The following is a 25,885-nucleotide window of genomic DNA, read 5'->3' as shown; positions in this document are numbered from 1 at the left end:
CTAGTTATACTCAGCGCCGGATTATTCATTGGCTGGCGAAAAAGTCTACGCTTACCTTTGAACGCAAATATCGTAATGCAAAGACATTACTTGACTGTGACATCCCAAGCCGAGCCCTAGCAGAACCCGAAGGAGAACACGCGTGAAGTTGAAGACTCTTGCCCACATGATTGCCCTGATCGGCGCGGCCGCCCCCGCGCTTGCCCAGCAGGCGCAATCGTCCGCCCCCATGCAGCGCGTCGAGATCACGGGTTCCAGCATCAAGCGCATGGCCGTCGAAGGCGCGCTGCCGGTGCAGACGATCTCGATCGACCAGATGGACAAGCAGGGCATCACGAATGCCGAACAGATGCTGCGCCTGATCTCGGCGAACGGCACCGGCGCGGACAACATGACCTCCGGGAACAACGTGTTCGGCGCCGACGCCGACCGCGTCAGCGGCGGCGGCTCCTTCGCCTCGCTGCGCGGCCTGGGCCCGTCCGGCACGCTGGTGCTGATCAACGGCCGCCGCATCGCCGGCTATGGCCTGTCGGGCAAGGCGGTCGACCTGAACACGATCCCGCTGGCGGCCGTCGCCCGCGTCGAGGTGCTGAAGGACGGCGCGTCCGCGATCTACGGCACCGACGCCGTCGGCGGCGTGATCAACTTCATCCTCAAGACCGACTTCGAAGGTGTGCAGGCGAATGCCAGCGGCAACTTCACGGAACACGGCGGCGGCGCCACCCGCCGCCTGCAGCTGATCGCGGGCAAGGGCAACCTGGACACCGACCGCTTCAACGTGATGGCCGCCATCGGCTACGACAAGAACGACCGCCTCGATTCCAGCCAGCGCAGCTTCGCCAACGGCTTCCAGCCGGGCCGCGGCCTGGCCCCGGACACCACCGGCACCCCCGTCGCCAACCAGCTGACCGGCGCCGGCTCCGCGCTGGGCACGGGCTTCAAGCTGCCGGGCGATCCGAACACCTACCTGCAGGCCGGCCTGCTGAGCCTGCAGAAAAAGTGCGACAGCGTCGCCGGCATGCAGCAGTACGCGACGGGGCTGTGGAAGGACGTCACCTCGCCGCTGCGCTCCACCTATTCCTGCTCGTACGACTACGGCGGCGACTACGTGATGCAGCTGCCCACCGAGCGCACCAACTTCGTCGGCCGCGCCACCTTCCAGCTCACGCCGGAACACCGCCTGTACGCGGAAGCCGTGGGTGCCCACACGAACAGCCTGGCGATCCTGACGCCGGCGCAGATCTCGACCACGCTGGCGGCCGGCAATGCCTACCCCGTCGGCGGCCAGTACTACCAGGACCTGTCGGCCTACATCCCGACCTTCGACAAGACCAAGCCGATCCTGTACAAGTGGCGCGCCTGGCCGCTGGGCGACCGCACCCAGAAGTACGAGACGGATACGGCGCGCCTGCTGCTCGGCGCCGAAGGCACCATCGCCAGCAAGTGGGACTACCGCCTCGACCTGTCGCACAGCTTCAGCCGCACGACGACCGACCTGGTCGACGGCTACGCGAATACGGCCGCCCTGTACAAGGTGCTGGGCAGCGGCGTCGTGAACCCGTGGGCGGCGCCGGCGGAAGGCCAGAGCCAGCAGGCGATGGATGCGCTGGAATCGACCAAGTTCTATGGCCGCCTGCAGCACGGCAAAACCACGCTGACCCAGTTGAACGGCTCGATCTCGGGCGAACTGTTCAACCTGCCGGCCGGCGCCGTCTCCGGTGCGATCGGCACCGACCTGCGCCGCGAGAGCTACCAGTTCCGCCAGGACGTCGACGCCACCCAGATCCTGCTGGCGCCGGGCAACGGCAACCAGGACCGTGTCTCGCGCAACATCAAGGCCGTGTACGCCGAACTGGCCGTCCCCGTCATCAAGGACCTGGAACTGCAGCTGGCGCTCCGCCGCGACGACTACAGTGTGATCGGCGCGACGACGAATCCGAAGGTCGCCTTCAGTTACAAGCCGACGGGCTGGCTGATGCTGCGCGGCTCGGCCAACAAGGGCTTCCTGGCGCCCAGCTTCGGCCAGCTGTACAGCGGCCGCCTGAACCAGGAACTGCCGAACGGCGTGACCGACCCGGTCGGCTGCGCGTCGCATCCGGGCGATCCGCGCTTCTGCGCGATCGAGCGCCTCGACTACTTCAGTGGCGGCAATCCGAAGCTGAGGCCGGAAACCTCGAAGCAGGGCACGCTGGGCTTCATCATCGAGCCGAGCGCGAACTTCTCGGCGTCGGTCGACTACTGGGCGATCAACGTCAAGGACCGCATCCTGAACCGCACCCCGCAGGTCGTGCTGGCCAATTCGGCCTACCTGCAGGACTACATCCACCGCGGCGCCGACGGCGTCATCGAGTACATCGACGCCGGCTGGATCAACGCGGCGGGCCTCAAGACGCGCGGCGCCGACGTCGGTCTGCGCGGCCGCGGCAACCTGCCGGGCGGCTACAAGTGGAACGCCACGCTGGACGGCACCTGGACCCAGAGCTACCAGTTCGCCGAGTTCGAAGGCCAGCCCTACGTCGAATACGTGGGCAACTTCTACACCCGCGACATCTACCTGCGCTGGAAGCACAACGCGACCTTCAGCGTGAGCCGCGGCGACTGGAGCGTCCTGCTCAGCAACCTGTACCGCGACGGCTACAAGGACCAGCTGCCGGATGCCGGCAAGAGCGCGCCGCCGGCCGGCTTCAACCCGCACGTGTCGAGCTACACGACCTGGGGCCTGTCGGGCACGTACACGGGCCTGAAGAACACGACCATCACCGTCGGCATCCAGAACCTGTTCGACCGCGACCCGCCGTTCACCGCGCACAACGTGGACGAAGTCGTGGGCGCAGGCTGGGATCCGCGCGTGGCCGACCCGCGCGGCCGTTCGCTGAGCTTCGACGTCAAGTACAAGTTCTTCTGATTGGCCGACCGACGCACTTTCCACCGCGCGCTGGCGGCAGCCCTGCTGCTGCCGGCACTGCCGGCGCGCGCGACCACACGCATGCATAGCCTCGTCAAACCTCCACGCCTGCGCCGCGGCGACCTGGTCGGCCTCGTCGCCCCCGGCGGCTACACCAGCGACGCCGCCATCGAGAAGGCCGTCCGGCACATCGAGTCGCTCGGCTTTCGCGTCAAGCAGGGCGCCTGGCTGCGCGAAGTCTGGGGCAACTACGGCGGCACCGTCGCCGCCCGCATCGCGGACCTGCACGGCATGTTCCGCGATCCGGAAGTGAAAGCCGTGTGGGCGATCCGCGGCGGTTCCGGCTGCATCTCGCTGCTGAAGCATCTCGACTATGCGCTGATCCGCGCCAATCCCAAGGTGCTGCTGGGCTATTCCGACATCACGGCGCTGCACCTGGCGATCCGCCGCCAGGCCGGCCTCGTGACCTTCCACGGCCCGGTCGCGTCGAGCACCCCGTCATCGTATTCGGACGGGCACCTGCTGTCCGTGCTGATGGAGCCGCAACCGCACTACACGATCGCGATGGCGCCCGAGAATGCGGAGCGCGCGCGCACGGAGCCGCACTACGCGGTGCGCACCGTGCACGCCGGCGTGGCCACGGGCCCCCTCGTGGGCGGCAACCTGTCGCTGGTGAGCGCATTGGCCGGCACGCCGTACGCGGCCGACTGGAAGGACGCCATCCTGTTCATCGAAGAGGTCAACGAAGAGCCGTACCGCATCGACCGCTGGATGACGCAGCTCGACCTGGCCGGCGACTTCGACAAGGCGGCCGCGCTGATGATCGGCATCTGCGACAACTGCGGACCGCAGGGAGAAGGGTCGGCGCTGACGCTGGACGAGACGCTCGACGTGCACCTGCAGCCGCTGCGCGTGCCGGCCGTGACGGGCTACTCCTTCGGGCACATCCGCCACCAGTTCACGATGCCGCTGGGGATCCAGGCGCGGCTGGATACGGCCGCACAAACGCTGACGCTGCTGGAGCCGGCGGTCGAGTGACGGAATGGTGGGCACGTGGTGCCCACCCTACTTTGTTGCGGTCACGTAGGGTGGGCACCACGTGCCCACCATGCCGTCACCACCGCCACGCCGCCTGCAGCCGCTCGCCCAGGAACGCGACGAATGCCTCCACCTTCGGCGCCAGGTTGCGCCGGTGCGGATACACCGCATGCAGGGGCGCCGCCGCGATCGCATGGCCGGGCAGCACGCGCACGAGGCGCCCGGCCAGCAGGTCGTCGCCGACATCCCAGATCGACTTCAGGGAGATGCCCGCGCCCTCCAGCGCCAGCTGGTGGGCGGCGCCGCCGTCGTTGGTGAGGGCGCTCGCCTCGACCCGCACGACGGCCTTGTCGGCGCCGTCGAAACGCCAGTCGGTGCGGCGCTGGTCGCCGATCACGATGCAGCGGTGCGCGGCCAGGTCGTCCGGCACGCGCGGCTCGCCGTGGCCCGCCAGGTAGCCGGGTGAGGCGCACAGCACACGGTAGTTCGGCGCGAGCGCGCGCGCCACCAGCGAGGAGTCGGCCAGCGCGCCGTAGCGCACCGCCATGTCGACGCCGTGGTCGATCAGGTCGACGATTTTGTCGCTCAGGTCCAGCTGCAGCGTCACGCGCGGATGCCGTTCCTGGAACGCGGCCGCGATGGGCACGATCCAGCGCCGCCCCAGTTCACCCGGCGCCGTCACCCGCAGCAGGCCTTCGACGCCCTCGCGGCGCTGCTGCAGCACGGCCTCGGCCTGCGCCACCTCGTCCAGGATGCGCAGCACGCGCGCATGGAACAGCGCGCCTTCCTCGGTCAGCACCTGGCGCCGCGTCGTGCGCTGCAGCAGGCGCGTGCCGAGGCGCGCTTCGAGCAGGGAAAGGCGCTTGCTGATGACGGAGACGGGAACGTCCAGCTCGCGCGCGGCGGCCGACAGGCTGCCGCAGGAGACGATCTTCGCGAAGGCGAGGAGGGCGGGGAAATGGTGGGCGAGCGTGGTCATTTTGCGTTTTTTGGAAAGAATGCTTTCCTTTCTACCCGCTATTTTTCCACATTCGGGAAATCTATGATGGGTCCATGGCCGCTGAGCACACGGCTGACGACAACAAGGAACACATCATGCATACCTCATCCATCCTCCGTAGCGCTTCCCTCGGCGCCGGCCTGCTGCTGGCGCTGTCCGTCCATGGCGCCGCCTCCGCTTCGACTTCCACTGCTGCGCCCGGCGCCGATGCCGACCTGGTACAAGCCCGGACGGTCATCGTCGACCAGTCGCTGCCAAAGGCGCAGGCGCAGGCCGCCATGCTGGCCGCGCGCCGTTACGCCACCTTCTGGAATACGGGGGAAGACCGCTTCGCGCAGGCCGCGCTGGCCCCGCGCTTCACCGACCGCACGCTGCCTCCGGGCCGCGCCCAGGGCCCGCAGGGACCGCTGGCCGCCTCGACATTCGTGCGCACCGCGATCCCGGACCTGAGGGCGGACCTGCAGCAGATGATCGTCACGGGCGACCGCGTCACGGCGCACTACCGCTTCCACGGCCACTTCACGGGGCAGTGGGCGGGCACGCAAGGCAAGGGCCAGGACATCGACTTCATCGCCACCGACATCTACCGCATCGAGGGCGGCAGCATCGTCGACAACTGGCACATCGAGGACAACCTGACCCTGATGCGGCAACTGGGCCTGGTTGCCAGGTAATGCCTCAGGCGACCGATCAGGCGATCGCTTCCGCGATCTGCGCCTCCACCGCGTCGAAGGCGGCCTGCACGCGCTCCGGTCCCATGTTCACGCCTTCGGCGTAGATGAACTCGACGTCGGTCATGCCGAGCAGGCCCAGCACACCCTTCAGGTAAGGCACCTGGGCATCGTGCGGCGTGTCGCGGTAGATGCCGCCGCGCGCCAGGCCCACGTAGACCTTCTTGCCGGTGACGAGGCCTTCCGGACCGTTGGCCGTGTAGCGGAAGGTCTGGCCGGCGCGCGCGATGGCGTCGATCCAGGATTTCGTCTGCACGGAGACGCCGAAGTTATACATCGGCACGCCCAGCACGATGACGTCGGCGCGTTTCAGCTGCGCGATCAGGGCATCGTCCAGCGCGACGCGCGCCGCCTGCTCCGGCGTGCGCTGGTCGGCCGGCGTGAACAGGGCGCCGAGCGCCGCCTCGTCCAGCATCGGATGCGGGTCGCGCGCCAGGTCGCGCAGTTCGACGGTCGCGTCCGGATGGCGGGCCTTCAGGCGCGCCGTGATGGCGTCGGCGACGCGGGTGGAATTGGCGCCGTTGGCGCGGGCGCTGCCGTTGATCTGCAGGATGTTCATGGTCTTCTCCACGGGTGTTCAAACGATGGGACCATTCTATTCTTTGTATTTCCGGGAATTAAGTGGGTATTGCGGGTATCATTGTTCCATTCCTGGAAAAATGAGGCGGTCCGATGGTTGATGCGAATGACTTGATCCTGTTCGTGCGCGTGGTCGACGCGGGCAGCTTCACCCAGGCGGCCGAGCGCATCGACCTGCCCAAGTCGACCTTGTCGCGGCGCCTGGGCCTGCTCGAGGAAGCGCTGGGCGAAAAGCTGTTCGTGCGCAGCACGCGGCGCCTGGCGATCACGGAATTCGGCGAGCGCGTCCTCGAGCATGCGCGCCGCCTGGTGGACGAGGCGGAAGAGGTGTCGGCGCTGGCGCTGCACCGCCAGGCCGCCCCGCGCGGCGAGCTGCGCGTCTCGATGCCGCCCGACTTCCTCGAGTTCGACTTCCCCGGCTTCTGCCTCGCCTTCCGCGCACGCTATCCCGAGATCGCGCTGCGCCTGGACGTGTCGCCGCGCCGCGTCGACCTGCTGGGCGAGCGCTTCGACCTGGCGATCCGGGCCGCGCCGCGGTTGCCGGACGACGCCACGCTCGTCGCGCGCAAGCTGTTCGACATGCGCGAAGGCCTGTTTGCCAGCCCGGACTACCTGGCGCGCCACGGCGCGCCGCAGGTGCCCGCCGAACTGGCGGCGCACACCTGCCTGCCGCTGGCGGGGAACGACGGCCTGCCGGTCGCGTGGCGGCTGGAGCGGGGCGGCGAACGGTCCGAGTGGACGCCGCTGGGCGCCGTGCGCTGCAACTCGCCGCGCCTGCAGCGCGAGCTGGCCATGGCCGGCGCCGGCATTGCCCACTTGCCGGTCGACTACGTGGTGCAGTCGCTGGTCGACCAGGGCAGGCTGGTGCGCGTGCTGCCGGAATGGGAGCTGCCCAGCGTCGGCATCTGGTGCGTGCTGCCGGGACGGCGCCTCGTTCCCGCCCGCACCCGCGTGTTCATCGACATGCTCAAGGCCCACATCGAAGCATTGCCGGGCCGTTGCACGGAACGTTGATCCGGCCTGCGCACGCGTAAAAAAATGCTTGACATGTGTGTGCACACACAGGATACTGTGTCCATGGCTACTTCGGAACGACTCACTTACTGCAACTGCTTCGCTTCACGCAAGGCGGCGCGCCTCATCACCAAGCTGTACGAGGACCGCCTGTCGACCGTGGACCTGACGAGCACGCAGTTTTCGATCCTGATCTACGTCGACGACGCTGGTGCGGCATCGATGAAGGACCTGGTCGACGGGCTCGTGATGGAGCGCACCAGCGTCGTGCGCGCCTTGCAGCCGCTGGAGCGCGACGGCTACCTGGCCATCGGTCCGGACCAGGAAGACGCGCGCCGCAACGTGGTCCGCCTGAGCGATGCGGGTCGGCGCAAGCTGGCCGAGGCCTTGCCCGTGTGGCAGGCCGCGCAGGAAGAGTTCGAGCGCAAGTTCGGCAGCGAGCTGGCGAGCCAGTTGCGCGAGTCGACGCACAAGCTGGGAACGTAAGCAGCAACTCAAGCAGCAAACTGAGCAGCAAAAATTTTTTGAACTTATATGTGTGTACGCACACTTCGGTAACCATACCAACGACCACATTTTTGAGGGGAATATCATGAGCAAAGCCAACAACGCAAACCTGGGTACCGCCGTCATCACCGGCGCATCGACCGGCATCGGCGCCATCTACGCGGACCGCCTGGCCCGCCGCGGCTACGACCTGGTGCTGGTGGCCCGCAGCGCCGACCGCCTGCAGGAGCTGGCCAACCGGCTGCAAGCGACCCACGGCCGCAGCGTGCGCACCGTCGCCGCAGACCTGACCCAGGCTGCCGACCTGGCCCGCGTCGAAGAACTGCTGCGCAGCGATGCGAGCGTCACGCTGCTCGTGAACAATGCCGGCGTCGGTGGCACCGGCCCGCTGCTGCAATCGGACATCGGCAAGATGCAGGACATGATCGCGCTGAACGTGACCGCGCTGACGCGCCTGACCTATGCCGCCGCGCCCGGTTTCGTCGAGCGCAAGCAGGGCGCCTTCATCAACATCGCCTCGATCGCCGCCATCGCGCCGGAAATCCTGAACGGCGTGTACGGCGGCAGCAAGGCCTATGTCGTCGCCTTCAGCCAGTCGCTGCAGCATGAGCTGGGCGACAAGGGCGTGCGCGTGCAGACCGTGCTGCCGGGCGCCACCGCCACCGACTTCTGGCGCATCGCCGGGGTGCCGGTCGAACACCTGGACCAGAACATCGTGATGCGTGCCGAGGACATGGTCGATGCGGCGCTGGCCGGTTTCGACCAGGGCGAGTTCGCCACCGTGCCGGCGCTGCAGGATGGCGCCAAGTGGGATGCCTACGAGCGTGCGCGCCGCGCGATGCATCCGGAGATCTCGGGCACGCAGCCGGCCAGCCGCTACGGCGTGGCCACCGCCAAGGCCGCGTGAACGCGATGGTGGGCACGTGGTGCCCACTTTAACGACGGCGCTCGCGTGATGCATTCGGCTTGGCCGTAGGGTGGGCACCACGTGCCCACCAACCGCATCACCGCGCCGCGAACACCAGGCAGGTCGTGGTCGCATGCGCATAGAGGCGGCCGTCGGCATCGACGATGCGCCCTTCGGCGGTGGCGAGCTGGCGTCCGCAATGCAGCACCTTGCCGATCGCGCGCAGGGGGCCGCCGTCGAGGCGCGCGCCGCGCACCAGCTTCACGCTCAGTTCCGCCGTCGTGTAGGCCTGTCCCGCTTCCAGCATCGTGTGCACGGCGCAGCCCACGGCGGAGTCGAGCAGGGTCGCGTACCAGCCGCCGTGCACGGTGCCCATCGGATTCAGGTGCTTGACCTGCGGCCTGCCCTGGAACACGGCTTCTCCCTTGCCGGCTTCGATGAGGAAGAAGTCGAGCGTCTCGGCGATCGGCGGATAGGGGAAGCGGCCGGCCAGCATGGCCTGCATGACTTCCAGGCCACTCATCGCGAGCGCCTCCCGGGCCGGCACCACGCCGGGCCCCCCGCCCGCTTCGCGCGCCCGCGCGCGCACCTCGTGCATCTGCACTTCCCACTGCTCTGAAATCGATTGCATCTCCATTCCGCTCCCTTTCGCATCGCTGTCGTACGGTCCAAACGTTGTTCAGTGTATATGCAATGGTTGGATGATGCTCAGCATTCAACATGCATGGGGTTATACTCGTCGGGACCAGGCCAACACAGCGGAAACCGGACCATGACATCGCGCGCCATCACCAATCTCAGCCTCTGCAACTGCCTCGCCCTGCGCCAGGCATCCCGTTACATCACGGGCGTCTACGACCAGATGCTGAGCGCGGCCGGCTTGCGCGTGACCCAGTTCTCGATCCTGTACAAGCTGTCGGCATTGGGGCCGATGACGGTCAACCAGATGTCGGCCGAACTGGTCATGGATCGCACGACGCTGACGCGCAACCTGAAGCCGCTCGAACGCGACGAGCTGGTCGTCTCCGGACCCAGCGAGCATGACCGGCGCGAGCGTGTGATCGACCTCACGCCGGCCGGCAAGGCCAAGGTCAAGGCGATGCTGCCGCTGTGGCGCAAGGCCCAGCAGACCTTCGAGCAGAACTTCGGCGCCGAGCGCGCGGACGAATTGCGCGGCCTGCTGCGCGACGTGGTCGACACCGGCATCCACGAACTCCAGCCCGGCGCACGGCGCTGATCCCCGGAAACCCAAGGGCATGGCGCGGCGTCCAGACCGTGCCGCATGCCGCGTTCCGGATATGTGTATATACTCTTGTTTGCATGTCGAGCGTCCGGTGCCGGATCGATGCACCGGGCATCTTCCAACCAACCAGGAGTCTTCATCATGTCTTCGCGTGACATCGTCCTGTGCGCTCCCGTGCGCACCGCGATCGGCGCCTTCAACGGCAGCCTGAAAGCCATTCCCGCCGTGGAGCTCGGCGCCGTCGCCGTGCGCGCCGCCATCGAGCGAGCCGGCATCGCGCCCGAGCGCATCGACTCGGTCCTGATGGGCAACGTGGTCCAGGCAGGCAACCGCATGAACCCGGCACGCCAGGCCGCCGTCCACGGCGGCATCCCCGTGGACGTGCCGGCCATGACGCTGAACCGCGTGTGCGGCTCGGGCGCCCAGGCCGTCGTCTCGGCGGCGCAGGAAATCCTGGCCGGCGAGTCGGACATCGTGCTGGCCGGCGGCATGGAGAACATGGACATGGCCCCCTACCTGATGCCGCAGGCGCGCTGGGGCGCGCGCATGGGCCATGCGACGATCTACGACAGCCTGCTGCACGACGGCCTGAACGACGCCTTCTCCTCGCAGCACTCGGGCTGGCATACGGAGGACCTGGTCAAGGAATCGGACATCAGCCGCCAGGCCCAGGACCGCTGGGCCGAACGCTCGCAGCAGCGCTTCTCGCAGGCGCAGGCGGCAGGCCTGTTCAAGGACGAGATCGCGCCCGTGGAAATCAAGGGCAAGGCGGGCATCACGCTGTTCGACACGGACGAAGCGAACCGGCCCGACACCACGCTGGACAAGCTGGCCAAGCTGAAACCCGCGTTCCGTCCCGACGGCACCATCACGGCCGGCAATGCGCCGGGCCTGAACAGCGGCGCGGCCGCCCTGATCGTGGCCGAGCGCGGCGCGGCCGAACGCCTGGGCCTGCAGCCCATCGCGCGGCTGGTCGCATCGGGTGTCGCGGCCGTCGAGCCGGGCATGTTCGGCCTGGGTCCGGTGCCGGCCGTGCAGAAGGCGCTGGCCCGCGCCGGCTGGAGCGTGGGCGACGTCGACCGCTACGAAATCAACGAGGCGTTCGCCGCGGTGCCGCTGGCGGTGGCGCGCAAGCTGTCGCTGGCGGAAGACGTCATCAACGTCGAGGGCGGGGCGGTGGCGCACGGCCATCCGATCGGCGCCACCGGCGCCGTGCTGACGGTGCGCCTGCTGCACGCGATGCGGCGCGGCCTGGCACGGCGCGGCGTGGTCACGCTGTGCATCGGCGGCGGTCAGGGCATCGCGCTGGCGTTGGAAAAGATCTGAATCAGCGTCGCCCCTGCGCAGGCAGGGGCCTAAGTTTCATGTCCGGTGTCAGCACCTGACATTGGGTCCCTGCCTGCGCAGGGACGACGGCTATACCGCCCCCGGCATCCTCCCCAGCAAAAACTCCCGCAACACCCGCACCGCCGGCGACACCTGCTTGCGGTTCGCGAGCACCATGTACAGCGGCACGTTATCGCCCGCCCAGTCGGGACACACGATGCGCAGCCGTCCGCTCGATAAATCGGCCTGCACGTCGATGCGCGAGCGGTAGCACAGGCCCAGGCCGTCCAGCGCCCAGCGCCGCACGATCTCGGAGTCGCCGGCCACGCGGTCGCCCTGCACCGTCACCTCGATCTCTTCTTCTCCCTTGCGGAAGCGCCAGCGGTCGTTGACCGCATCGTCCAGCATGAAGCACAGGCAGTTGTGGCCGGCTAGCTCGTGCGGCGAGGCCGGCACGCCGCGCCGCGCCAGGTAGGACGGGGCCGCGCACAGCACGCGCGGATTGTCCTGCAGCAGGGGCAGGGCCACCATGCCCGATTCGGGCGGCTTGCCGAAGCGTAGCGCGATGTCGACCGGTTCGCGGTAGATGTCGGCCAGGCGGTCCGTCAATTGCAGGCGCAGCTTCACGTCCGGATGGCGTGCCTGGAACTCGTTCAGCCAGGGCAGCACCACGTGGCGCCCGAGGTCGGACGGCATCGAGATCTGCAACTGGCCCTCGACCTTGTCGTGGCCGGCCGCCAGCTCTTCCTCGGTGTCGCGCAGGCCGTCCAGCAGCGGCCGCGCCCGCGCCAGCAGGCGCTCGCCCGCCAGCGTCAGGCGCATGCTGCGCGTGGTGCGCACGAACAGCGGGGTGTCGAGGTCGGTTTCCAGGCGCTTGAGCGCGGCGCTGGCCACGGCCGGCGAAATGTCCAGCAAGCGCGCCGCCGCGGACAGGCCGCCATGGTCGGCGGTGGCGACGAACAGTTCCAGGTCCTGCAGGTTCCGGATGCGCATTTATCAAAAAATGATTGAAATTGATTCGGTGATTACCTAGTTTATCAAAGATGCTCCAGGGGCCAGAATAGCAAGCATCGAATACATCCCAGACAAAGGAACCATCATGAAAGCCATCGGTTACCAGACCAACCTTCCGATCGACCACGCCGAATCGCTGGTCGACATCACCCTGCCGGATCCCGTCGCCACGGGCCACGACCTGCTGGTCGAGGTGCACGCCGTGTCCGTCAATCCGGTCGATTACAAGATCCGCGCCGGCTCGAAGCCGGCGGACGGCGAATGGAAAGTCATCGGCTGGGATGCGGCCGGCATCGTCAAGGCCGTCGGTCCCGACGTGACCCTGTTCCGTCCGGGCGACCGCGTCTGGTATGCCGGTTCGCTCGTGCGTGCCGGCAGCAACAGCGAGCTGCAGCTGGTCGACGAGCGCATCGTGGGCAAGATCCCGCAATCGCTCGACTTCACGGCCGCCGCGGCGCTGCCGCTGACGACGCTGACGGCGTGGGAACTGCTGTTCGACCGCCTCGAGATTTCGCAAGGCGAGGCGTCCAAGGGCAAGACGCTGCTCGTGATCGGCGCCGCCGGCGGCGTCGGCTCGATCCTCGTGCAGCTGGCGCGCCAGCTGACGGGCCTGACCGTCGTCGGCACCGCCTCGCGCCCGGAAACCCGCGACTGGGCCATCAAGAACGGCGCCCACCACGTGATCGACCACAGCAAGCCGCTGGCCGAGGAATACGCGAAGACGGGCTTGAGCGCGCCGGAATACGTGATCAGCCTGACGCACACGGACCACCACTTCGACCAGATCGTCGAGGTCATCGCGCCGCAGGGCAAGTTCGGCCTGATCGACGACCCGGCCGAGTTCGACGTGCGCAAGCTGAAGCGCAAGTCCGCCTCGCTGCACTGGGAACTGATGTTCACCCGTTCGCTGTACGGCACCGCCGACATGGTCAAGCAGCACGAGATCCTGAACCGCGTCGCGGAACTGGTCGATGCGGGTACGATCCGCACCACGGTCAACGAGAACTTCGGCCGCATCGACGCGGCCAACCTGAAGCGCGCGCACGCGCTGCTGGAATCGAACCGCGCGCAGGGCAAGATCGTGCTGGCGGGGTTCTAAGCGTCTGTCACGGTAGGGTGGGCGCGGCCGGCGTAGGCACCATGTGCCCACCCTACGAGCGTATGAAGCTGTGCGTCAGCGCAGCTTCAGCGTCATGTAGCTCAGGTCATGGCTGACGCCATCGATCCTGAGCATGTCGGCGATGCGGGCGACCATGTCGAAGCCCGCGTCCAGGTAGAGGTCGACGGCGGGCGTGTTCCCGCTCAGGACTTCGAGGTCGATCCAGGCCATGCCGGCGCCGTTCCCGGCCCAGTCGATGGCCGTCGCCAGCAACCGGCGGCCCAGGCCGCGGCGGCGCCAGGCGCGGTGCACGCCCATGCCCAGCATGGCGCGGTGCGCGGCGCCCGGTTCCGGGCGCGCGCGCAGGTCGACGTGGCCGGCGATGTCGCCCGTCGGGCCGATCGCCAGCCACAGGCGGCGCCAGCCCGGGTCGCCCACGTCCAGCACGATGCCGCGGATGAAGGCCAGGCGCAGGCCGGGCGGCATGCGCGAGGCGTCGCGCGGCAGCGGCTGGAACAGCGGATTGCCGTTGGTGCCGTTGTCGCGCAGGTGGTCGTCCAGGTAGGCGAAGAAGGGCGCCAGGTCGGCTTCGCCCGCCGGCCGGATCGCCGCCTGCGGCGGCGCCTGGATGGAAGACATCTCGTTCACAGCGCCCTGGCGATCAGGATCTTCTGGATGTCGCTGGTGCCTTCGTAGATCTGGCACACGCGCACGTCGCGGTAGATGCGCTCGATGGGGAAGTCGGCCACGTAGCCGTAGCCGCCGAACACCTGCATCGCGTTCGATACGACGCGCTCGGCCATCTCCGACGCGAACAGCTTGGCCATCGCCGCTTCCTTCAGGCAGGGCAGGCCGGCGTCCTTCATCGCCGCCGCATGCAGGATCAGCTGGCGCGCCGCCTCGATCTGCATCGCCATCTCGGCCAGGCGGAACTGCACGGCCTGGTGGTCGAAGATCGGGGCGCCGAAGCTGGTGCGTTCCTTCGCATAGGCCAGCGCCGCCTCGTACGCGGCCCTGGCCATGCCCACCGACTGCGAGGCGATGCCGATGCGTCCGCCCTCCAGGCCGGACAGGGCGATCTTGTAGCCTTGCCCCTCTTCGCCGATCAGGTTCTCGGCCGGGATGCGGCAATCCTCGAACACGATCTGCGCCGTGTCCGACGAATGCTGGCCCATCTTGTGCTCGATGCCGGCGACGACGTAGCCCGGCGTCTCCGTCGGCACCCAGAACGCGCTGATGCCCTTCTTGCCGGCCGCCTTGTCGGTCACCGCCATCACGATCGCCACGTCGCCGTGCTTGCCGCTGGTGATGAACTGCTTGCTGCCGTTCAGGACGTACGCGTCACCGTCGCGCACGGCCGTCGTGCGCAGCGCGGCGGCGTCGCTGCCCGTGTGCGGCTCGGTGAGGGCAAAGGCGCCCAGCAGTTCGCCGCTCGCCAGGGGACGCAGCCAGCGCTCCTTCTGCGCATCGTTCGCATACGCCATGCCGATCGAGCATACGGGGCAGTTGTTGACGGAGATGATGGTCGAGGTGCCGCCGTCGCCGGCCGCGATCTCTTCCAGCACCAGCGCCAGCGCCACGTAATCGAGGCCGGCGCCCCCGTACTCCTCCGGCACGGCCACGCCGAACGCGCCCAGGCGCGCCAGTTCCTGCAATTCCTCTTTCGGGAAGTGGTGGTCGCGGTCCCAGCAGGCGGCGTTCGGTGCCAGGCGTTCCTGCGCAAAGCTGCGCAGGGCGTCGCGGATCATCTGGTGTTCTTCGCTAAGTATCATGTCTCTGGTGGGGGCTCCCCGGACCTGCTGCGCGTTGCATTGTCGTCCTGCGATGCTCACCGTACCCAAGTACAGCTGCGCTTCTCGGACGAAACTGCTGCCGCTCGCGACGGTCCAGGGGGCCCCTTTGGCGTTGTAGGATTGGTGTTCGGGTTACCAGGGGATCTGGGCACCATCGTAGTTCAAGAAAGCGCCGTTCTGCGACGGCTGGGCCTTGGCCAGGGTGGCGCGCAATGCCGTGACGCTCTGCTCGACCGTCAGCGTGGCGGCGCTGCCGCCCATGTCGGTCTGCACCCAGCCGGGGTGGAAGGACAGGCAGGTCGCGCCTTGCGGGCCGTAGGTGAGGGCGGCATCGGCCAGCACGGAATTGAGCGCCGCCTTGCTGGCGCGGTACAGCGAACCCTGGTTACTGGTGCGCTCGCCGATCGAGCCCATGCGCGAGGAAATCACGGCCAGCTTGCCGCGCGTGGCGGCCACCAGCGGCGCGACGATCGGCAGCAGGCGCATCGCCGCCAGTACGTTGGTGTGCATCACCTGGTCGAATTCCTGCTCGGTGGGGAAGCTCGCGTGGTCGGGGCCGTACACGCCGGCGACCAGCCAGGCGGCGTCGATCTTCTCGTCGTCGAGTTTCCAGCCCAGGCCGGCGATGCCTTCCGCATTCGTGACGTCGAGCTGGTGCGCCTCGGCGCCCAGGCGCTTGAGTTCCTCGCAATCGGCGGCCTTGCGCGCCGTGGCGATCACGCGCCAGCCGTCGGCGCGGTATTGACGAACCAGTTCGTGACCGATGCCGCGCGATGCGCCGAGGATGAGAACGGTGGACATGGGGAACTCCTTCACGGTATGGATGACAGACCGCCACCATACCGTTTTTTTGGAATGCTTGCGAATGGTGGGAGGGGTCAGAGTCCGGTGTTGACAATTGGACGCCGACCCCGGCGTTCCACCACCGGCATCACACCATCTCGATGGCCATGGCGGTCGCTTCGCCGCCGCCGATGCACAGCGAGGCCACGCCGCGCTTGCCGCCCGTTTTCTTGAGCGCGCCCAGCAGCGTGACGATGATGCGCGCGCCTGAGGCGCCGATCGGGTGGCCCAGCGCGCAGGCGCCGCCGTGGATATTGATCTTCGAGTGGGGGATGTCCAGCTCGTGCATGGCGGCCATCGGCACGGCGGCAAAGGCTTCGTTGATCTCGAACAGGTCGACTTCCTTCGGCGACCAGCCGGTCTTCTTGAACAGCTTGTTCAGCGAGCCGATCGGCGCGGTGGTGAACTGGTCCGGTTCCTGCGCATGCGTCGTGTGCGCCACGATGCGGGCGATCGGCGTCACGCCCAGTTCCTTGGCGGTCGATTCGCGCATCATGACGAGGGCGGCGGCGCCGTCGTTGATCGACGACGAGGATGCCGCGGTGATCACGCCATCCTTCTTGAAGGCCGGGCGCAGCGTCGGGATCTTGTCGACCTTGGCCTTCAGCGGGCCTTCGTCCTTCGCGATGACGGTCTCGCCCAAGCGGCTGGCGACGGTGACCGGCGCGATCTCCCAGTCGAAGTGGCCACCTTCCGCGGCGTTCTGGGCGCGCTTGACGGATTCGATTGCGAACGCGTCGATCTGCTCGCGCGAGAAGCAGTATTTCGCCACGCATTCCTCGGCAAAGGTGCCCATCGACCGGCCTTCGCCCGTCTTCTCGTTGCGCGAATACGCGTCTTCCAGGCCGTCCAGCATCATGTGGTCGAACATCGGCGCATGGCCGATGCGGTAGCCGCCGCGCGCCTTCGGGATCAGGTAGGGCGCATTGGTCATCGATTCCATGCCCCCCGCCACGACGACATCGGCGCTGCCGGCTTTCAGCACGTCGTGGGCGAAGATCGCCGCCTGCATCGCCGAGCCGCACATCTTCGACAGCGTGACGGCGCCGGTCGACAGCGGCAGCCCGGCCTTGATCAATGCCTGGCGCGCCGGGGCCTGGCCCTGGCCGGCCATCAGGCAGTTGCCGAAGTAGACGTGTTCGACGAGGCTGGCGTCGACGCCGGCGCGCTCGACGGCGGCCTGGATCGCCACGGCGCCCAGGTCGCTCGCGCTCTTCGAGGAAAAGTCGCCCTGGAAGGCGCCCATCGGGGTGCGGGCGGCACCGACGATTACGATTGGATCTTGCATGGTGTTTGTCTCCTGAATGGATGAATGCGGCGGTGTGCCTTGTTCGACCGGACGATTACCTGACCCGTCGTTCCCGGCATTGCCGGAATCGACTTCCAGCCTGCGCGGGAACGACGTTCATGGCAGCGGGCTTGCGGCGGCTTGTTCAGCTCTTCTTGTTGCGCACGGCCTTTGCGGCTCTTTGCATGTGGACGCAGCCCGCGTCTCCCCTCTCCACAACTGTGTATATCGTTTATGCCGTTTCGCCGAACAGCTCGCGTCCGATCAGCATGCGGCGGATCTCGCTGGTGCCGGCGCCGATCTCGTACAGCTTGGCGTCGCGCCACAGGCGGCCGACCGGGTATTCGTTGATGTAGCCATTGCCGCCCAGCGTCTGGATCGCTTCTCCGGCCATCCAGGTCGCCTTTTCCGCGCTGTACAGGATGGCGCCGGCGGCATCCTTGCGCAGGGCGCGCACCTGCTCGGGGCTGGCCGCGCGGTCGCAGGCCTGGCCCACGGCGTAGACATAGGCGCGGCAGGCCATCATGGTCGAGTACATGTCGGCGATCTTGCCCTGCATGAGCTGGAATTCACCGATCGCCTGGCCGAACTGCTTGCGTTCGTGGATGTAGGGCACGACCACGTCCATGCAGGCCGCCATGATGCCCAGCGGGCCGCCGGACAGCACGGTGCGTTCGAAGTCCAGGCCCGACATCAGCACGTTGACGCCCTTGCCGACGCCGCCCAGCACGTTCTCGACCGGCACTTCGCAATCCTGGAACACCAGTTCGCCCGTGTGCGAGCCGCGCATGCCCAGCTTGTCGAGCTTCTGCGCGATCGAGAAGCCCTTGAAGCCTTTTTCGATCAGGAAGGCGGTCATGCCGCGCGGGCCGGCGTCGATGTCGGTCTTGGCATACACGACCAGGGTGTCGGCGTCCGGACCGTTGGTGATCCACATCTTGGTGCCGTTCAGGACGTAACGATCTCCACCCGGGCCGCCCTTCAGCTCGGCGCGCAGCTTCATGCTGACGACGTCGGAGCCGGCGTTGGGCTCGGACATCGCGAGCGCGCCCACGTGTTCGCCCGAGATCAGCTTCGGCAGGTACTTGCGCTTCTGTTCCTCGCTGCCGTTGCGCTTGATCTGGTTCACGCACAGGTTTGAGTGCGCGCCGTAGGACAGGCCCACCGAGGCGGAGGCGCGCGAAATCTCTTCCATCGCGACGATGTGGGCGAGGTAGCCCATGTTCGCGCCGCCGTATTCCTCGCCGACGGTAATGCCCAGCAGGCCCAGTTCGCCCATCTTCTTCCACAAGTCCATCGGGAACTGGTCGGTGCGGTCGATCTCGGCGGCGCGCGGGGCGATCTCGCTCGCCGCGAACTGTTGCACCGCTTCGCGCAGCGCGGCGATGTCCTCGCCGTGGTCAAAGGTCAAGCCAGGGAGATGCAGCATGTGTCGTCCTCGTTCTCGTCTAGTTGTGTGGCGTCGGCCAAGCTAGATGATAGCGCGGAGTGACGTTAACGTAAACGTCAAGCGTCAACGGAGTTTTCAGGCGGCATTCTTCTGGCCGGCTTCCGCCAGCAGGCGGCGGCATTCTTCCTCGTGCACGGCGATTTCCGCCAGCGACATCTCGATGTCGGCGCGCTGCTGTTCGAGGGTTTCGCGCTGGTGCGCGAGCACGCCCAAAAAGCGGTCGATCTGTGCAACCGTATCCCTGGGCGTTTCGTACATGTCGATGATGCTCTTGATCTCCGACAGGGTCAGGCCCAGGCGCTTGCCGCGCAAGGTCAGTTTCAGGCGGGTGCGGTCGCGTGGCGTGTAGACGCGGTTGCGGCCGCCCTGGCCTTCGCGCATCGGGCTGAGCAGTCCCTGGTCTTCATAGAAACGGATCGCGCGGGCGGTGATGTCGAATTCGCGTGCCAGTTCGGCAATGGTATAGGTCGTGGCCATGGTGTCCTGCGGTATGTAATGGCAGCGCCTGGAATCGCTTAGAATCGCAATCGGCGCTTGTTGTTTCCGTTTACGTCAACGTCAATGTCGACGTCAAGTGCATTGTAGCGCCCCGTGTGCCCGATCCCACAAAAAGCGAAAGACCGTCATGAATCCTCTCGAAGCCCAGCTGGACTATCCCTTCGGCGACCAGGTGCCGCCGTCCGGCACGACGATCGACGTCGTGCCCGGCCTGTCCTGGCTGCGCATGCCGCTGCCGTTCGCCCTCGACCACATCAACCTGTGGCTGCTGGACGAGCGCGGCGCGCTGGGGGAGGGCTGGTCGCTGGTCGACAGCGGCGCCGGTACCGATGCGACCCGTTCCGCATGGGAGCAATTGTTCGCAGGAGCGATGGGAGGAAGGCCGCTGCTGCGCCTGTTCGCCACCCATTGCCATCCCGACCACGTGGGCATGTCCGGCTGGCTGTGCGAGCGCTTCGGGGCGCCGTTCTGGACCAGCGCGGCCGAGTTCGGGTTCATGCGCATGATGGCGGCCGCGCTGCCCGGCGTCGACGGTCCGTCGGCCGTGCCGCACTTCCGCCGCCACGGCTTGCGCGACGAGGGATTGCTGGCGCAGATGGAAAGCCGCCGCAACTACTATCCCTCGCTGGTACCGTCCGTGCCCGTGGCCTACACGCGGTTGCAGGACGGCCAGCGGGTCGCCATCGGCGGTACGTCGTGGCGCGTGATTACGGGCTTCGGCCATTCGCCGGAACACGTGTCCCTGTATAGCGAGGAAAGGAAAGTGTTGCTATCCGGCGACATGGTCTTGCCGCGGATTTCGACCAACGTCTCCGTCTTCGCGGTCGAGCCGGAAGGCGATCCGCTTCGTCAGTATCTTGACTCGCTCGACAAGTTCGCGGGCCTGCCCGACGACACGCTGGTGCTGCCGGCACACGGCAAACCGTTCCGCGGCCTCCATGTGCGCATCGCCCAGTTGCGCGAACACCACGCCGCACGCCTCGCGGAAGTGCTGGCCGCCTGTGCCGAACCGCGCTCGGCGCTTGACATTGTCCCCCTCATGTTCCGGCGCCAGCTGGACGCGCACCAGCTCAGTTTCGCCATCGGCGAGGCGCTGGCCCACCTCCACTACCTCTGGTTCGACGGTAGTTTGGAACGTGTAACCGGCGACGACGGCATCGTCCGGTTTGTGTTGAAAAGGAACAACATCATATAAAGTCGCCGTAGTCGTAGATATCGCGACAAAAATTTCCTATAATCAACACATTGCGTTGACTATTGGGCTTTTGCGCCAAAGTTTGCGCAAAGGCGCCAACACATGCTTAATAAATTTCTGTAAAGTAACGATAGATAGCTAAGCAAACGTTTGCTTTTTCCTGTAGGATATTTTTCACACTTATGTTATTGAAGGCCGAAAAGGGCCGGAATTGCTGGACAGCATGTGAGAATCAGTCAATACTCACATTTTTGTTACGCCAAGCGTTTCCAGCCGTCACACACGGTCTGATCAATGGAGCAACCGATGACGGCCATGCATGAACCCTTAGTGCCCCCCATGAATTCGACTAACGAACGGGAGAGCTTCAGCGAGCGCCTGCAGCAAGCGCTGAAGAACGCCCATTATTCGCCCGACAGCCCGACCCGGCTGGCGCGCGAATTTAACATTCGCTTCGAAGGCCGTCCGATCACGGTCCACGCAGCGCGCAAGTGGCTGGTCGGTGAAGCCATTCCGACCCAGGAAAAGCTGCGCATGATCGCGCAATGGCTGGGCGTGCCGGCTGATTGGCTGCGCTTCGGCGGTTCGGAAAACGCCGCCAACGGCGAGAACGGCGACGGCGCGGCCCGTTTCGAATCGGCCGACGTCAAGCTGATCGCCGACCTGCAGCGCCTGGACGAGCACCACAAGCAACTGGCGCGCGAGTTCATCCGCATGCTGGTGCGCATGAATCACCAGCAAAAATAAGACCTGCCCGGATTCTTCCTGCGAATCCCGCGACGGCCCGGCGCTCACCCGCCCGGGCCGTTTTCACATTTGCTTCCTTAGTGCAATTTATATGCAAACGAACGGCACAAATGGCCGAGTCTCGCGCATAATCGATGGCGCTGTGCGGAACGGAAACCGTCACAGATGCGCCCGTCTTCTACAGGCCCCCAAAAGGGACCTCGAAACACCATCGCGAGCGCCGTTAGTGCAACGCGTAGCAGGTTTCGAGGTGCCCGCAATGTTATCGGTCAATAAGGATGCAGTCGCCTCATGATTAATAACTACAGCAACACCGCGCAGTTGAAGGACCTCATGACCGCGCCGCCGATGTCGGCGACCCAGCACGCAGAAATCATGCGCAAGCGTAACGAGCAGCGCAGGAAGATCGAAGACGCAAGAGAACAACGACTGGCCGAGAAGGATCCCTACCGGGACCGCGGCTAGCACGGCAAGGAATGCCGCCTCAGGGGGCGGCAGCGTCCTTCATACCGCCCCAGCGCGGGGCGAGCTCGTTCTCGACCCCCAGCAAGTCCATGACGCGCGCCACCGTGTGGTCGACCATCTCGTCGATGCTGGCGGGGCGGTTGTAGAAACTCGGCAGCGGCGGGAACACGATGCCGCCCATCTCGGTCACGGCCATCATATTGCGCAGGTGCGCCAGGTTGAACGGCGTTTCGCGCACCATCAGCACGAGCTTGCGCCTTTCCTTGAGCACGACGTCGGCCGCGCGCGCGATGAGATTGTCCGACAGGCCATGCGCGATGGCGGCCAGCGTCTTCATCGAACAGGGGGCGATTACCATGCCGGCCGTCAAGAAGGAACCGCTGGCAATGGACGCGCCGATGTCGCGGCTGCGGTGCACGACGTGGGCGAGGGCCTCGACGTCGCGCCGTTGCAGGCCGACTTCCTGGTGCAGGGTGAGGGAGGCGGCGTCGGACACCACGAGGTGGGTCTCGACGCCAGGCGTGGCGCCCAGCCGCTGCAGCAGCCGCACGCCATAGATGGCGCCGGTCGCGCCGGTGATGGCGACGACGATGCGTCGGTCACCGGGGCGGGGCGATTCAGTCATTCTTCTTGAACAGGGCTTGCAGTTCGCCGGACTCGTACATCTCGGTCATGATGTCCGAACCGCCGACGAATTCGCCGTTCACGTACAGCTGCGGCACGGTCGGCCAGTTCGAGTAATCCTTGATGCCCTGGCGGACTTCCGGATCTTCCAGCACGTTGACGGTGGCGATGTTATCGACGCCGCAGGCTTTCAGGATTTGGATCGCACGGCCGGAAAAGCCGCACTGCGGGAACTGGGCGGTGCCCTTCATGAACAGCACGACGGGCGTGTTGGTCACGGTTTCTTTGATCCAGGTTTGTACGTCGCTCATGGTATGTCGCCTCGGGTAAATGTTCGGTTGATGCCGGCATTTTATAAGAAAACCGGAACGCCGGTACGGCGCCATTTCGCCTGCCGCTGCGGGGCAAACATAATGTTTTAAGGTTGGCAACGGCGACCGATCGGGTATCATCGCGCCAACCATCACCCTATCGGATCACGTCATGCAGCAACGTCCACCCGGCACGCCGCCGCCCGCCTTCAATTTCGCCATCGCCGCCGTGCTCGGCCTGAGCGGCCTGTTCGACCTCGCCTTCGGCGTCAGCCACATGACGCTCGGCCATACGCTGACCGGCCTCGGCGCCACCGCCTACGCCGCGCTGCTGCTGCGCGAAGGCCTGCACATCAGGAAGACGGGCCAGCGCGCAATGCCGCCCAAGCGCATGGCCCAAGCCGGCTTCCTGTGCCTGCTGGTGTTCCTGGCCGGTGTCGTCGCCAAGGTCTATCTAGACTAATACCCGGCCCAGGCAGACGGAGCGCTCGCTGCCCACGTACTTGCCCCATGCCGCGACGTCGATGTAGCCGTGGCGGCGGTAGAAATCCACCGCGCGCGCGTTGACGCGGCGCGTGGACAGGTGGATCGCGCGGTAGCCCATGCTCGTTGCCTGTGCTTCCAGCGCGGCGAGGAGCGCGCGGCCGGCGCCGCTGCCCGGCCGCGCAAACATGCGTTTGAGTTCCGCCACGGGTTGCCCCACAGCGTCCGCCAGCGGACGCAGCGCGCCGCACCCCACGGCCGTGCCGTCCGTCGCGCGGGCGACGAGGAACACGGCGCCGGGACCGCGCACGTCGGCCGCATCGAAGGACGACGCGCCGCTATCGCCCGTGATCGCCGCCAGCGCCGCGTCGAGTTCCGCGATCAGCGCGCGGGCATCGAGGCTGTCGGGGTCGGCGGGGGCGCAGACGACCCTGCAGTCGACCATGGGCCTTACTTCTTCAGCTTGGCGAACGCCGCCGCCATGGCGCCGCCACTCGGTGCCGCCGCGCGTTCCTGGCGCTGCTGCTGCTGGCCCATGCGCTTGCGGTCTTCGCGGTCGCCGCGCTGCTGCGGTGCCGCACCCGGCGCCGGCGCGCTGTCCGACAGGCGCATCGTCAGCGCGATGCGCTTGCGCTTGACGTCCACTTCCAGCACCTTCACCTTCACCACCTGGCCCGCCTTCACGACCGTGTGCGGATCCTTGACGAAGGTGTTCGACAGCGCCGAGATGTGCACGAGGCCGTCCTGGTGCACGCCGATGTCGACGAAGGCGCCGAACGCGGCGACGTTGGTCACCACGCCTTCCAGGATCATGTCCGGACGCAGGTCCGAGATCTCCTCCACGCCTTCCTTGAAGGTGGCCGTCGTGAATTCCGGGCGCGGGTCGCGGCCCGGCTTTTCCAGTTCCTTCAGGATGTCGGTCACGGTCGGCACGCCGAACTTGTCGTCCGCGTACTTGGCCGGATTCAGGCGCTTGACGAGGGTGGCATCGCCGATCACCGACTTGATGTCGCGCTGGATGTCGGCCAGGATTTTTTCCACGACCGGATACGATTCCGGGTGCACGGCCGATGCGTCCAGCGGGTTATCGCCGTTCATCACGCGCAGGAAGCCGGCTGCCTGCTCGAAGGTCTTGTCGCCCAGGCGCGGGACTTTCCTGAGCGCCGCGCGCGACTTGAAGGCGCCCTGCTGGTCGCGGTAGGTGACGATGCTCTGCGCCACGCTGGAGGACAGGCCCGACACGCGCGCCAGCAGCGGCGCCGACGCCGTGTTGACGTCCACGCCGACCGCGTTCACGCAATCCTCGACGACGGCGTCGAGCTGGCGCGCGAGCTGGGTCTGCGACACGTCGTGCTGGTACTGGCCCACGCCAATGCTCTTCGGATCGATTTTCACCAGTTCCGCCAGCGGGTCCTGCAGGCGGCGCGCGATCGACACGGCGCCGCGCAGCGACACGTCCAGCTCCGGCAGCTCGCGCGAGGCGAATTCGGAGGCGGAGTAGACCGAGGCGCCCGCTTCCGACACGACGATCTTCGTGAGCTTGAGTTCCGGATGCTGCTTGATCAGGTCCTGGGCCAGCTTGTCCGTCTCGCGCGAGGCGGTGCCGTTGCCGATCGAGATCAGGGACACATCGTGCTTGGCCGCCAGCCTCGCCAGCGCGTGCAGCGAACCGTCCCAGTCGTTGCGCGGCGCGTGAGGGTAGATGGTGGACGTGTCGACCACCTTGCCGGTCGCGTCGACGACGGCCACCTTCACGCCCGTGCGCAGGCCCGGGTCCAGGCCCATCGTGGCGCGCGGGCCGGCCGGCGCGGCCAGCAGCAGATCCTTCAGGTTGCGCGCGAACACGTGGATCGCATCGCTTTCCGCCTTCTCGCGCAGCAGTCCCATCAACTCCGTCTCGATGTACATGAAGCTCTTCACGCGCCAGGTCCAGCGCGCCGTGTCCATCAGCCATTTATCCGCCGGACGGCCGGCGCCCTTGATGCCGAAGCGCGCGGCGATGCGACTCTCGCACGGGTTGTGCGGCGCGTCCCACTTCGGCTTTTCCTCTTCCGTGTCCAGCCGCAGCGTCACGTCCAGGATGCCTTCGCGGCGGCCACGCAGCAGCGCCAGCGCGCGGTGCGAGGGCACGTTGGCCAGCGGTTCCGAATAGTCGAAATAGTCGGCGAACTTCTCGCCTTCTTCCTGCTTGCCGTCGACGACCTTCGACGCGACCACGCCGTGGTCCTGCACGTATTCGCGCAGCGACTGCAGCAGTTCCGCATCCTCGGCGAAGCGTTCCATCAGGATCTGGCGGGCGCCGTCCAGCGCCGCCTTGGTGTCGGCCACGCCCGGGTTGTTGACGCCGTCTTCGTTGGCGAAGGCGTCGCGCAGGTACTTCGCGGCTTCCTGTTCCGGGTCGATCGACGGGTCGGCGAGCAGGCCGTCGGCCAGCGGCGCCAGGCCCGCCTCGATCGCGATCTGGGCCTTCGTGCGGCGCTTCTGCTTGTAGGGCAGGTACAGGTCTTCGAGGCGGGTCTTGTCTTCCGCCAGCGCGAAGGCCTGCAGCAGTTCCGGCGTCATCTTGCCCTGTTCCGTGACCGAGGCGATCACGGCGGCGCGCCGGTCTTCCAGCTCGCGCAGGTAGCGCAAGCGCTCTTCCAGCAGGCGCAGCTGGGTGTCGTCCAGGCCGCCCGTCGCTTCCTTGCGGTAGCGGGCGATGAAGGGCACCGTCGCGCCTTCGTCGAGCAGGGCGATGGCGGCAGCCACCTGGGCCGGTTTGGCGGACAGTTCTTGGGCGAGGCGTTGTTCGATCGAGGGCAGCATGGTGCGTGAATCGTGGATGG

The 25,885-nt window shown here is 66.8% G+C and carries 27 protein-coding genes; 13 read left to right on the top strand and 14 right to left on the bottom strand.

Features of this window, described 5'->3' with window-relative positions; genetic code table 11:
* Positions 1 to 142 precede the first annotated feature (142 nt).
* Positions 143 to 2,905: a TonB-dependent receptor gene (locus tag ACI1V7_RS15710; RefSeq protein WP_404532728.1), complete on the top strand. Its 2,763-nt coding sequence runs from the start codon at positions 143 to 145 to the stop codon at positions 2,903 to 2,905.
* Positions 2,906 to 3,943, top strand: coding sequence for a S66 peptidase family protein (locus ACI1V7_RS15705; RefSeq protein WP_404532727.1), 1,038 nt, complete (start codon positions 2,906 to 2,908; stop codon positions 3,941 to 3,943).
* Positions 3,944 to 4,019: 76 nt separating this feature from the next.
* Here ACI1V7_RS15705 and ACI1V7_RS15700 read toward each other — a convergent pair whose 3' ends face one another.
* Positions 4,020 to 4,922 carry a LysR family transcriptional regulator gene (locus ACI1V7_RS15700; RefSeq protein WP_404532726.1) on the bottom strand — a complete coding sequence of 301 codons (903 nt, stop codon included), beginning with the start codon at positions 4,920 to 4,922 and terminating at the stop codon, positions 4,020 to 4,022.
* 116 nt (positions 4,923 to 5,038) lie between these two features.
* Here ACI1V7_RS15700 and ACI1V7_RS15695 point away from each other — a divergent pair, with 116 nt between their 5' ends.
* Complete coding sequence (locus ACI1V7_RS15695; protein WP_404532724.1) at positions 5,039 to 5,617, top strand: ester cyclase; 579 nt, start codon at positions 5,039 to 5,041, stop codon at positions 5,615 to 5,617.
* Positions 5,618 to 5,633: 16 nt separating this feature from the next.
* Here the strand turns inward: ACI1V7_RS15695 and ACI1V7_RS15690 are convergent, their stop codons facing one another.
* Complete coding sequence (locus ACI1V7_RS15690; protein WP_404532723.1) at positions 5,634 to 6,233, bottom strand: FMN-dependent NADH-azoreductase; 600 nt, start codon at positions 6,231 to 6,233, stop codon at positions 5,634 to 5,636.
* A gap of 113 nt (positions 6,234 to 6,346) precedes the next feature.
* On the opposite strand from ACI1V7_RS15690, the gene ACI1V7_RS15685 reads away from it, so the two are divergent.
* The 3 genes from ACI1V7_RS15685 (at position 6,347) to ACI1V7_RS15675 (ending at position 8,681) form a co-directional block, all read left to right on the top strand.
* Entirely contained in the window at positions 6,347 to 7,267 is a 921-nt protein-coding gene (locus ACI1V7_RS15685) for a LysR family transcriptional regulator (RefSeq protein WP_404532722.1), read from the top strand.
* A gap of 63 nt (positions 7,268 to 7,330) precedes the next feature.
* A complete protein-coding gene (locus ACI1V7_RS15680; RefSeq protein WP_404532721.1) occupies positions 7,331 to 7,753 on the top strand; it encodes a MarR family winged helix-turn-helix transcriptional regulator in 423 nt (140 codons plus the stop codon).
* 106 nt (positions 7,754 to 7,859) lie between these two features.
* Complete coding sequence (locus ACI1V7_RS15675; RefSeq protein ID WP_404532720.1) at positions 7,860 to 8,681, top strand: SDR family NAD(P)-dependent oxidoreductase; 822 nt, start codon at positions 7,860 to 7,862, stop codon at positions 8,679 to 8,681.
* Positions 8,682 to 8,778: 97 nt separating this feature from the next.
* Here the strand turns inward: ACI1V7_RS15675 and ACI1V7_RS15670 are convergent, their stop codons facing one another.
* Positions 8,779 to 9,318, bottom strand: coding sequence for a PaaI family thioesterase (locus ACI1V7_RS15670; protein ID WP_404532719.1), 540 nt, complete (start codon positions 9,316 to 9,318; stop codon positions 8,779 to 8,781).
* A gap of 135 nt (positions 9,319 to 9,453) precedes the next feature.
* Between ACI1V7_RS15670 and ACI1V7_RS15665 the strand changes: the two genes are divergently transcribed.
* Together ACI1V7_RS15665 and ACI1V7_RS15660 are read left to right on the top strand one after the other, a co-directional pair.
* Complete coding sequence (locus ACI1V7_RS15665; RefSeq protein WP_404532718.1) at positions 9,454 to 9,918, top strand: MarR family winged helix-turn-helix transcriptional regulator; 465 nt, start codon at positions 9,454 to 9,456, stop codon at positions 9,916 to 9,918.
* A 147-nt stretch (positions 9,919 to 10,065) separates the two neighbouring features.
* Positions 10,066 to 11,250, top strand: a complete 1,185-nt coding sequence (locus tag ACI1V7_RS15660) for a thiolase family protein (RefSeq protein ID WP_404532717.1) — start codon at positions 10,066 to 10,068, stop codon at positions 11,248 to 11,250.
* 90 nt (positions 11,251 to 11,340) lie between these two features.
* On the opposite strand, the gene ACI1V7_RS15655 is transcribed toward ACI1V7_RS15660, so the two are convergent.
* Positions 11,341 to 12,237 (bottom strand): LysR family transcriptional regulator, encoded by an 897-nt coding sequence (locus tag ACI1V7_RS15655; protein WP_404533418.1) that lies wholly within the window; start codon positions 12,235 to 12,237, stop codon positions 11,341 to 11,343.
* 112 nt (positions 12,238 to 12,349) lie between these two features.
* Between ACI1V7_RS15655 and ACI1V7_RS15650 the strand changes: the two genes are divergently transcribed.
* On the top strand, positions 12,350 to 13,363 hold the full coding sequence (locus ACI1V7_RS15650; RefSeq protein ID WP_404532716.1) for a zinc-binding alcohol dehydrogenase family protein: 1,014 nt from the start codon (positions 12,350 to 12,352) through the stop codon (positions 13,361 to 13,363).
* 75 nt (positions 13,364 to 13,438) lie between these two features.
* Here ACI1V7_RS15650 and ACI1V7_RS15645 read toward each other — a convergent pair whose 3' ends face one another.
* From ACI1V7_RS15645 to ACI1V7_RS15620, 6 genes are all read right to left on the bottom strand, one after another.
* Positions 13,439 to 14,002 (bottom strand): GNAT family N-acetyltransferase, encoded by a 564-nt coding sequence (locus ACI1V7_RS15645; protein WP_404532715.1) that lies wholly within the window; start codon positions 14,000 to 14,002, stop codon positions 13,439 to 13,441.
* Between the two features lie 5 nt (positions 14,003 to 14,007).
* A complete protein-coding gene (locus ACI1V7_RS15640) occupies positions 14,008 to 15,135 on the bottom strand; it encodes an acyl-CoA dehydrogenase family protein (RefSeq protein ID WP_404532714.1) in 1,128 nt (375 codons plus the stop codon).
* Between the two features lie 153 nt (positions 15,136 to 15,288).
* Positions 15,289 to 15,957, bottom strand: a complete 669-nt coding sequence (locus tag ACI1V7_RS15635; RefSeq protein WP_404532713.1) for an SDR family oxidoreductase — start codon at positions 15,955 to 15,957, stop codon at positions 15,289 to 15,291.
* A gap of 130 nt (positions 15,958 to 16,087) precedes the next feature.
* Positions 16,088 to 17,287, bottom strand: a complete 1,200-nt coding sequence (locus ACI1V7_RS15630) for an acetyl-CoA C-acyltransferase (protein ID WP_404532712.1) — start codon at positions 17,285 to 17,287, stop codon at positions 16,088 to 16,090.
* A 232-nt stretch (positions 17,288 to 17,519) separates the two neighbouring features.
* Entirely contained in the window at positions 17,520 to 18,716 is a 1,197-nt protein-coding gene (locus tag ACI1V7_RS15625) for an isovaleryl-CoA dehydrogenase (RefSeq protein ID WP_404532711.1), read from the bottom strand.
* Positions 18,717 to 18,812: 96 nt separating this feature from the next.
* A complete protein-coding gene (locus ACI1V7_RS15620; protein WP_404532710.1) occupies positions 18,813 to 19,214 on the bottom strand; it encodes a MerR family transcriptional regulator in 402 nt (133 codons plus the stop codon).
* A gap of 148 nt (positions 19,215 to 19,362) precedes the next feature.
* Here ACI1V7_RS15620 and ACI1V7_RS15615 point away from each other — a divergent pair, with 148 nt between their 5' ends.
* The 3 genes from ACI1V7_RS15615 to ACI1V7_RS15605 all read left to right on the top strand — a co-directional run bounded on the left by ACI1V7_RS15615 (position 19,363) and on the right by ACI1V7_RS15605 (position 21,642).
* Entirely contained in the window at positions 19,363 to 20,430 is a 1,068-nt protein-coding gene (locus ACI1V7_RS15615; protein WP_404532709.1) for an MBL fold metallo-hydrolase, read from the top strand.
* 339 nt (positions 20,431 to 20,769) lie between these two features.
* On the top strand, positions 20,770 to 21,177 hold the full coding sequence (locus ACI1V7_RS15610; protein ID WP_290412891.1) for a hypothetical protein: 408 nt from the start codon (positions 20,770 to 20,772) through the stop codon (positions 21,175 to 21,177).
* A 291-nt stretch (positions 21,178 to 21,468) separates the two neighbouring features.
* Positions 21,469 to 21,642, top strand: coding sequence for a hypothetical protein (locus ACI1V7_RS15605; protein ID WP_404532708.1), 174 nt, complete (start codon positions 21,469 to 21,471; stop codon positions 21,640 to 21,642).
* A 19-nt stretch (positions 21,643 to 21,661) separates the two neighbouring features.
* On the opposite strand, the gene ACI1V7_RS15600 is transcribed toward ACI1V7_RS15605, so the two are convergent.
* Both ACI1V7_RS15600 and grxD read right to left on the bottom strand, forming a co-directional pair.
* Positions 21,662 to 22,267: a UbiX family flavin prenyltransferase gene (locus tag ACI1V7_RS15600; protein WP_404532707.1), complete on the bottom strand. Its 606-nt coding sequence runs from the start codon at positions 22,265 to 22,267 to the stop codon at positions 21,662 to 21,664.
* Positions 22,260 to 22,577 (bottom strand): Grx4 family monothiol glutaredoxin, encoded by a 318-nt coding sequence (grxD, locus tag ACI1V7_RS15595; RefSeq protein WP_404532706.1) that lies wholly within the window; start codon positions 22,575 to 22,577, stop codon positions 22,260 to 22,262. Before grxD ends, ACI1V7_RS15600 begins: the two co-directional genes overlap by 8 nt.
* 172 nt (positions 22,578 to 22,749) lie before the next feature.
* On the opposite strand from grxD, the gene ACI1V7_RS15590 reads away from it, so the two are divergent.
* The gene (locus ACI1V7_RS15590; RefSeq protein ID WP_404532705.1) at positions 22,750 to 23,040 is read left to right on the top strand and encodes a hypothetical protein; all 291 of its coding nucleotides are present in this window, start codon (positions 22,750 to 22,752) and stop codon (positions 23,038 to 23,040) included.
* On the opposite strand, the gene ACI1V7_RS15585 is transcribed toward ACI1V7_RS15590, so the two are convergent.
* Both ACI1V7_RS15585 and ACI1V7_RS15580 read right to left on the bottom strand, forming a co-directional pair.
* Positions 23,032 to 23,505 carry a GNAT family N-acetyltransferase gene (locus ACI1V7_RS15585; RefSeq protein WP_404532704.1) on the bottom strand — a complete coding sequence of 158 codons (474 nt, stop codon included), beginning with the start codon at positions 23,503 to 23,505 and terminating at the stop codon, positions 23,032 to 23,034. The two genes, ACI1V7_RS15590 and ACI1V7_RS15585, sit on opposite strands and share 9 nt — an antisense overlap.
* Before the next feature lie 5 nt (positions 23,506 to 23,510).
* The gene (locus tag ACI1V7_RS15580; RefSeq protein WP_404532703.1) at positions 23,511 to 25,865 is read right to left on the bottom strand and encodes a Tex family protein; all 2,355 of its coding nucleotides are present in this window, start codon (positions 25,863 to 25,865) and stop codon (positions 23,511 to 23,513) included.
* Positions 25,866 to 25,885: the final 20 nt, after the last annotated feature.

Origin of the sequence: Massilia paldalensis, assembly GCF_044901715.1 — a bacterium.
In the GTDB taxonomy this organism is placed as follows: domain Bacteria; phylum Pseudomonadota; class Gammaproteobacteria; order Burkholderiales; family Burkholderiaceae_D; genus Telluria; species Telluria paldalensis.
The sequence above is the reverse complement of the archived record's forward strand: the minus strand, read 5'-3'. Positions and strand labels throughout refer to the sequence as shown.

Excerpts from the sequence above, each read along its gene's own strand:
- ACI1V7_RS15700 (WP_404532726.1), bottom strand. The coding sequence starts at position 4,922 with ATGACCACGCTCGCCCACCATTTCCCCGCCCTCCTCGCCTTCGCGAAG.
- ACI1V7_RS15695 (WP_404532724.1), top strand. The coding sequence starts at position 5,039 with ATGCATACCTCATCCATCCTCCGTAGCGCTTCCCTCGGCGCCGGCCTG.
- ACI1V7_RS15690 (WP_404532723.1), bottom strand. The coding sequence starts at position 6,233 with ATGAACATCCTGCAGATCAACGGCAGCGCCCGCGCCAACGGCGCCAAT.
- ACI1V7_RS15685 (WP_404532722.1), top strand. The coding sequence starts at position 6,347 with ATGGTTGATGCGAATGACTTGATCCTGTTCGTGCGCGTGGTCGACGCG.
- ACI1V7_RS15680 (WP_404532721.1), top strand. The coding sequence starts at position 7,331 with ATGGCTACTTCGGAACGACTCACTTACTGCAACTGCTTCGCTTCACGC.
- ACI1V7_RS15675 (WP_404532720.1), top strand. The coding sequence starts at position 7,860 with ATGAGCAAAGCCAACAACGCAAACCTGGGTACCGCCGTCATCACCGGC.
- ACI1V7_RS15670 (WP_404532719.1), bottom strand. The coding sequence starts at position 9,318 with ATGGAGATGCAATCGATTTCAGAGCAGTGGGAAGTGCAGATGCACGAG.
- ACI1V7_RS15665 (WP_404532718.1), top strand. The coding sequence starts at position 9,454 with ATGACATCGCGCGCCATCACCAATCTCAGCCTCTGCAACTGCCTCGCC.
- ACI1V7_RS15660 (WP_404532717.1), top strand. The coding sequence starts at position 10,066 with ATGTCTTCGCGTGACATCGTCCTGTGCGCTCCCGTGCGCACCGCGATC.
- ACI1V7_RS15650 (WP_404532716.1), top strand. The coding sequence starts at position 12,350 with ATGAAAGCCATCGGTTACCAGACCAACCTTCCGATCGACCACGCCGAA.
- ACI1V7_RS15645 (WP_404532715.1), bottom strand. The coding sequence starts at position 14,002 with ATGTCTTCCATCCAGGCGCCGCCGCAGGCGGCGATCCGGCCGGCGGGC.
- ACI1V7_RS15640 (WP_404532714.1), bottom strand. The coding sequence starts at position 15,135 with ATGATACTTAGCGAAGAACACCAGATGATCCGCGACGCCCTGCGCAGC.
- ACI1V7_RS15635 (WP_404532713.1), bottom strand. The coding sequence starts at position 15,957 with ATGTCCACCGTTCTCATCCTCGGCGCATCGCGCGGCATCGGTCACGAA.
- ACI1V7_RS15630 (WP_404532712.1), bottom strand. The coding sequence starts at position 17,287 with ATGCAAGATCCAATCGTAATCGTCGGTGCCGCCCGCACCCCGATGGGC.
- ACI1V7_RS15625 (WP_404532711.1), bottom strand. The coding sequence starts at position 18,716 with ATGCTGCATCTCCCTGGCTTGACCTTTGACCACGGCGAGGACATCGCC.
- ACI1V7_RS15620 (WP_404532710.1), bottom strand. The coding sequence starts at position 19,214 with ATGGCCACGACCTATACCATTGCCGAACTGGCACGCGAATTCGACATC.
- ACI1V7_RS15615 (WP_404532709.1), top strand. The coding sequence starts at position 19,363 with ATGAATCCTCTCGAAGCCCAGCTGGACTATCCCTTCGGCGACCAGGTG.
- ACI1V7_RS15610 (WP_290412891.1), top strand. The coding sequence starts at position 20,770 with ATGAATTCGACTAACGAACGGGAGAGCTTCAGCGAGCGCCTGCAGCAA.
- ACI1V7_RS15605 (WP_404532708.1), top strand. The coding sequence starts at position 21,469 with ATGATTAATAACTACAGCAACACCGCGCAGTTGAAGGACCTCATGACC.
- ACI1V7_RS15600 (WP_404532707.1), bottom strand. The coding sequence starts at position 22,267 with ATGACTGAATCGCCCCGCCCCGGTGACCGACGCATCGTCGTCGCCATC.
- grxD (WP_404532706.1), bottom strand. The coding sequence starts at position 22,577 with ATGAGCGACGTACAAACCTGGATCAAAGAAACCGTGACCAACACGCCC.
- ACI1V7_RS15590 (WP_404532705.1), top strand. The coding sequence starts at position 22,750 with ATGCAGCAACGTCCACCCGGCACGCCGCCGCCCGCCTTCAATTTCGCC.
- ACI1V7_RS15585 (WP_404532704.1), bottom strand. The coding sequence starts at position 23,505 with ATGGTCGACTGCAGGGTCGTCTGCGCCCCCGCCGACCCCGACAGCCTC.
- ACI1V7_RS15580 (WP_404532703.1), bottom strand. The coding sequence starts at position 25,865 with ATGCTGCCCTCGATCGAACAACGCCTCGCCCAAGAACTGTCCGCCAAA.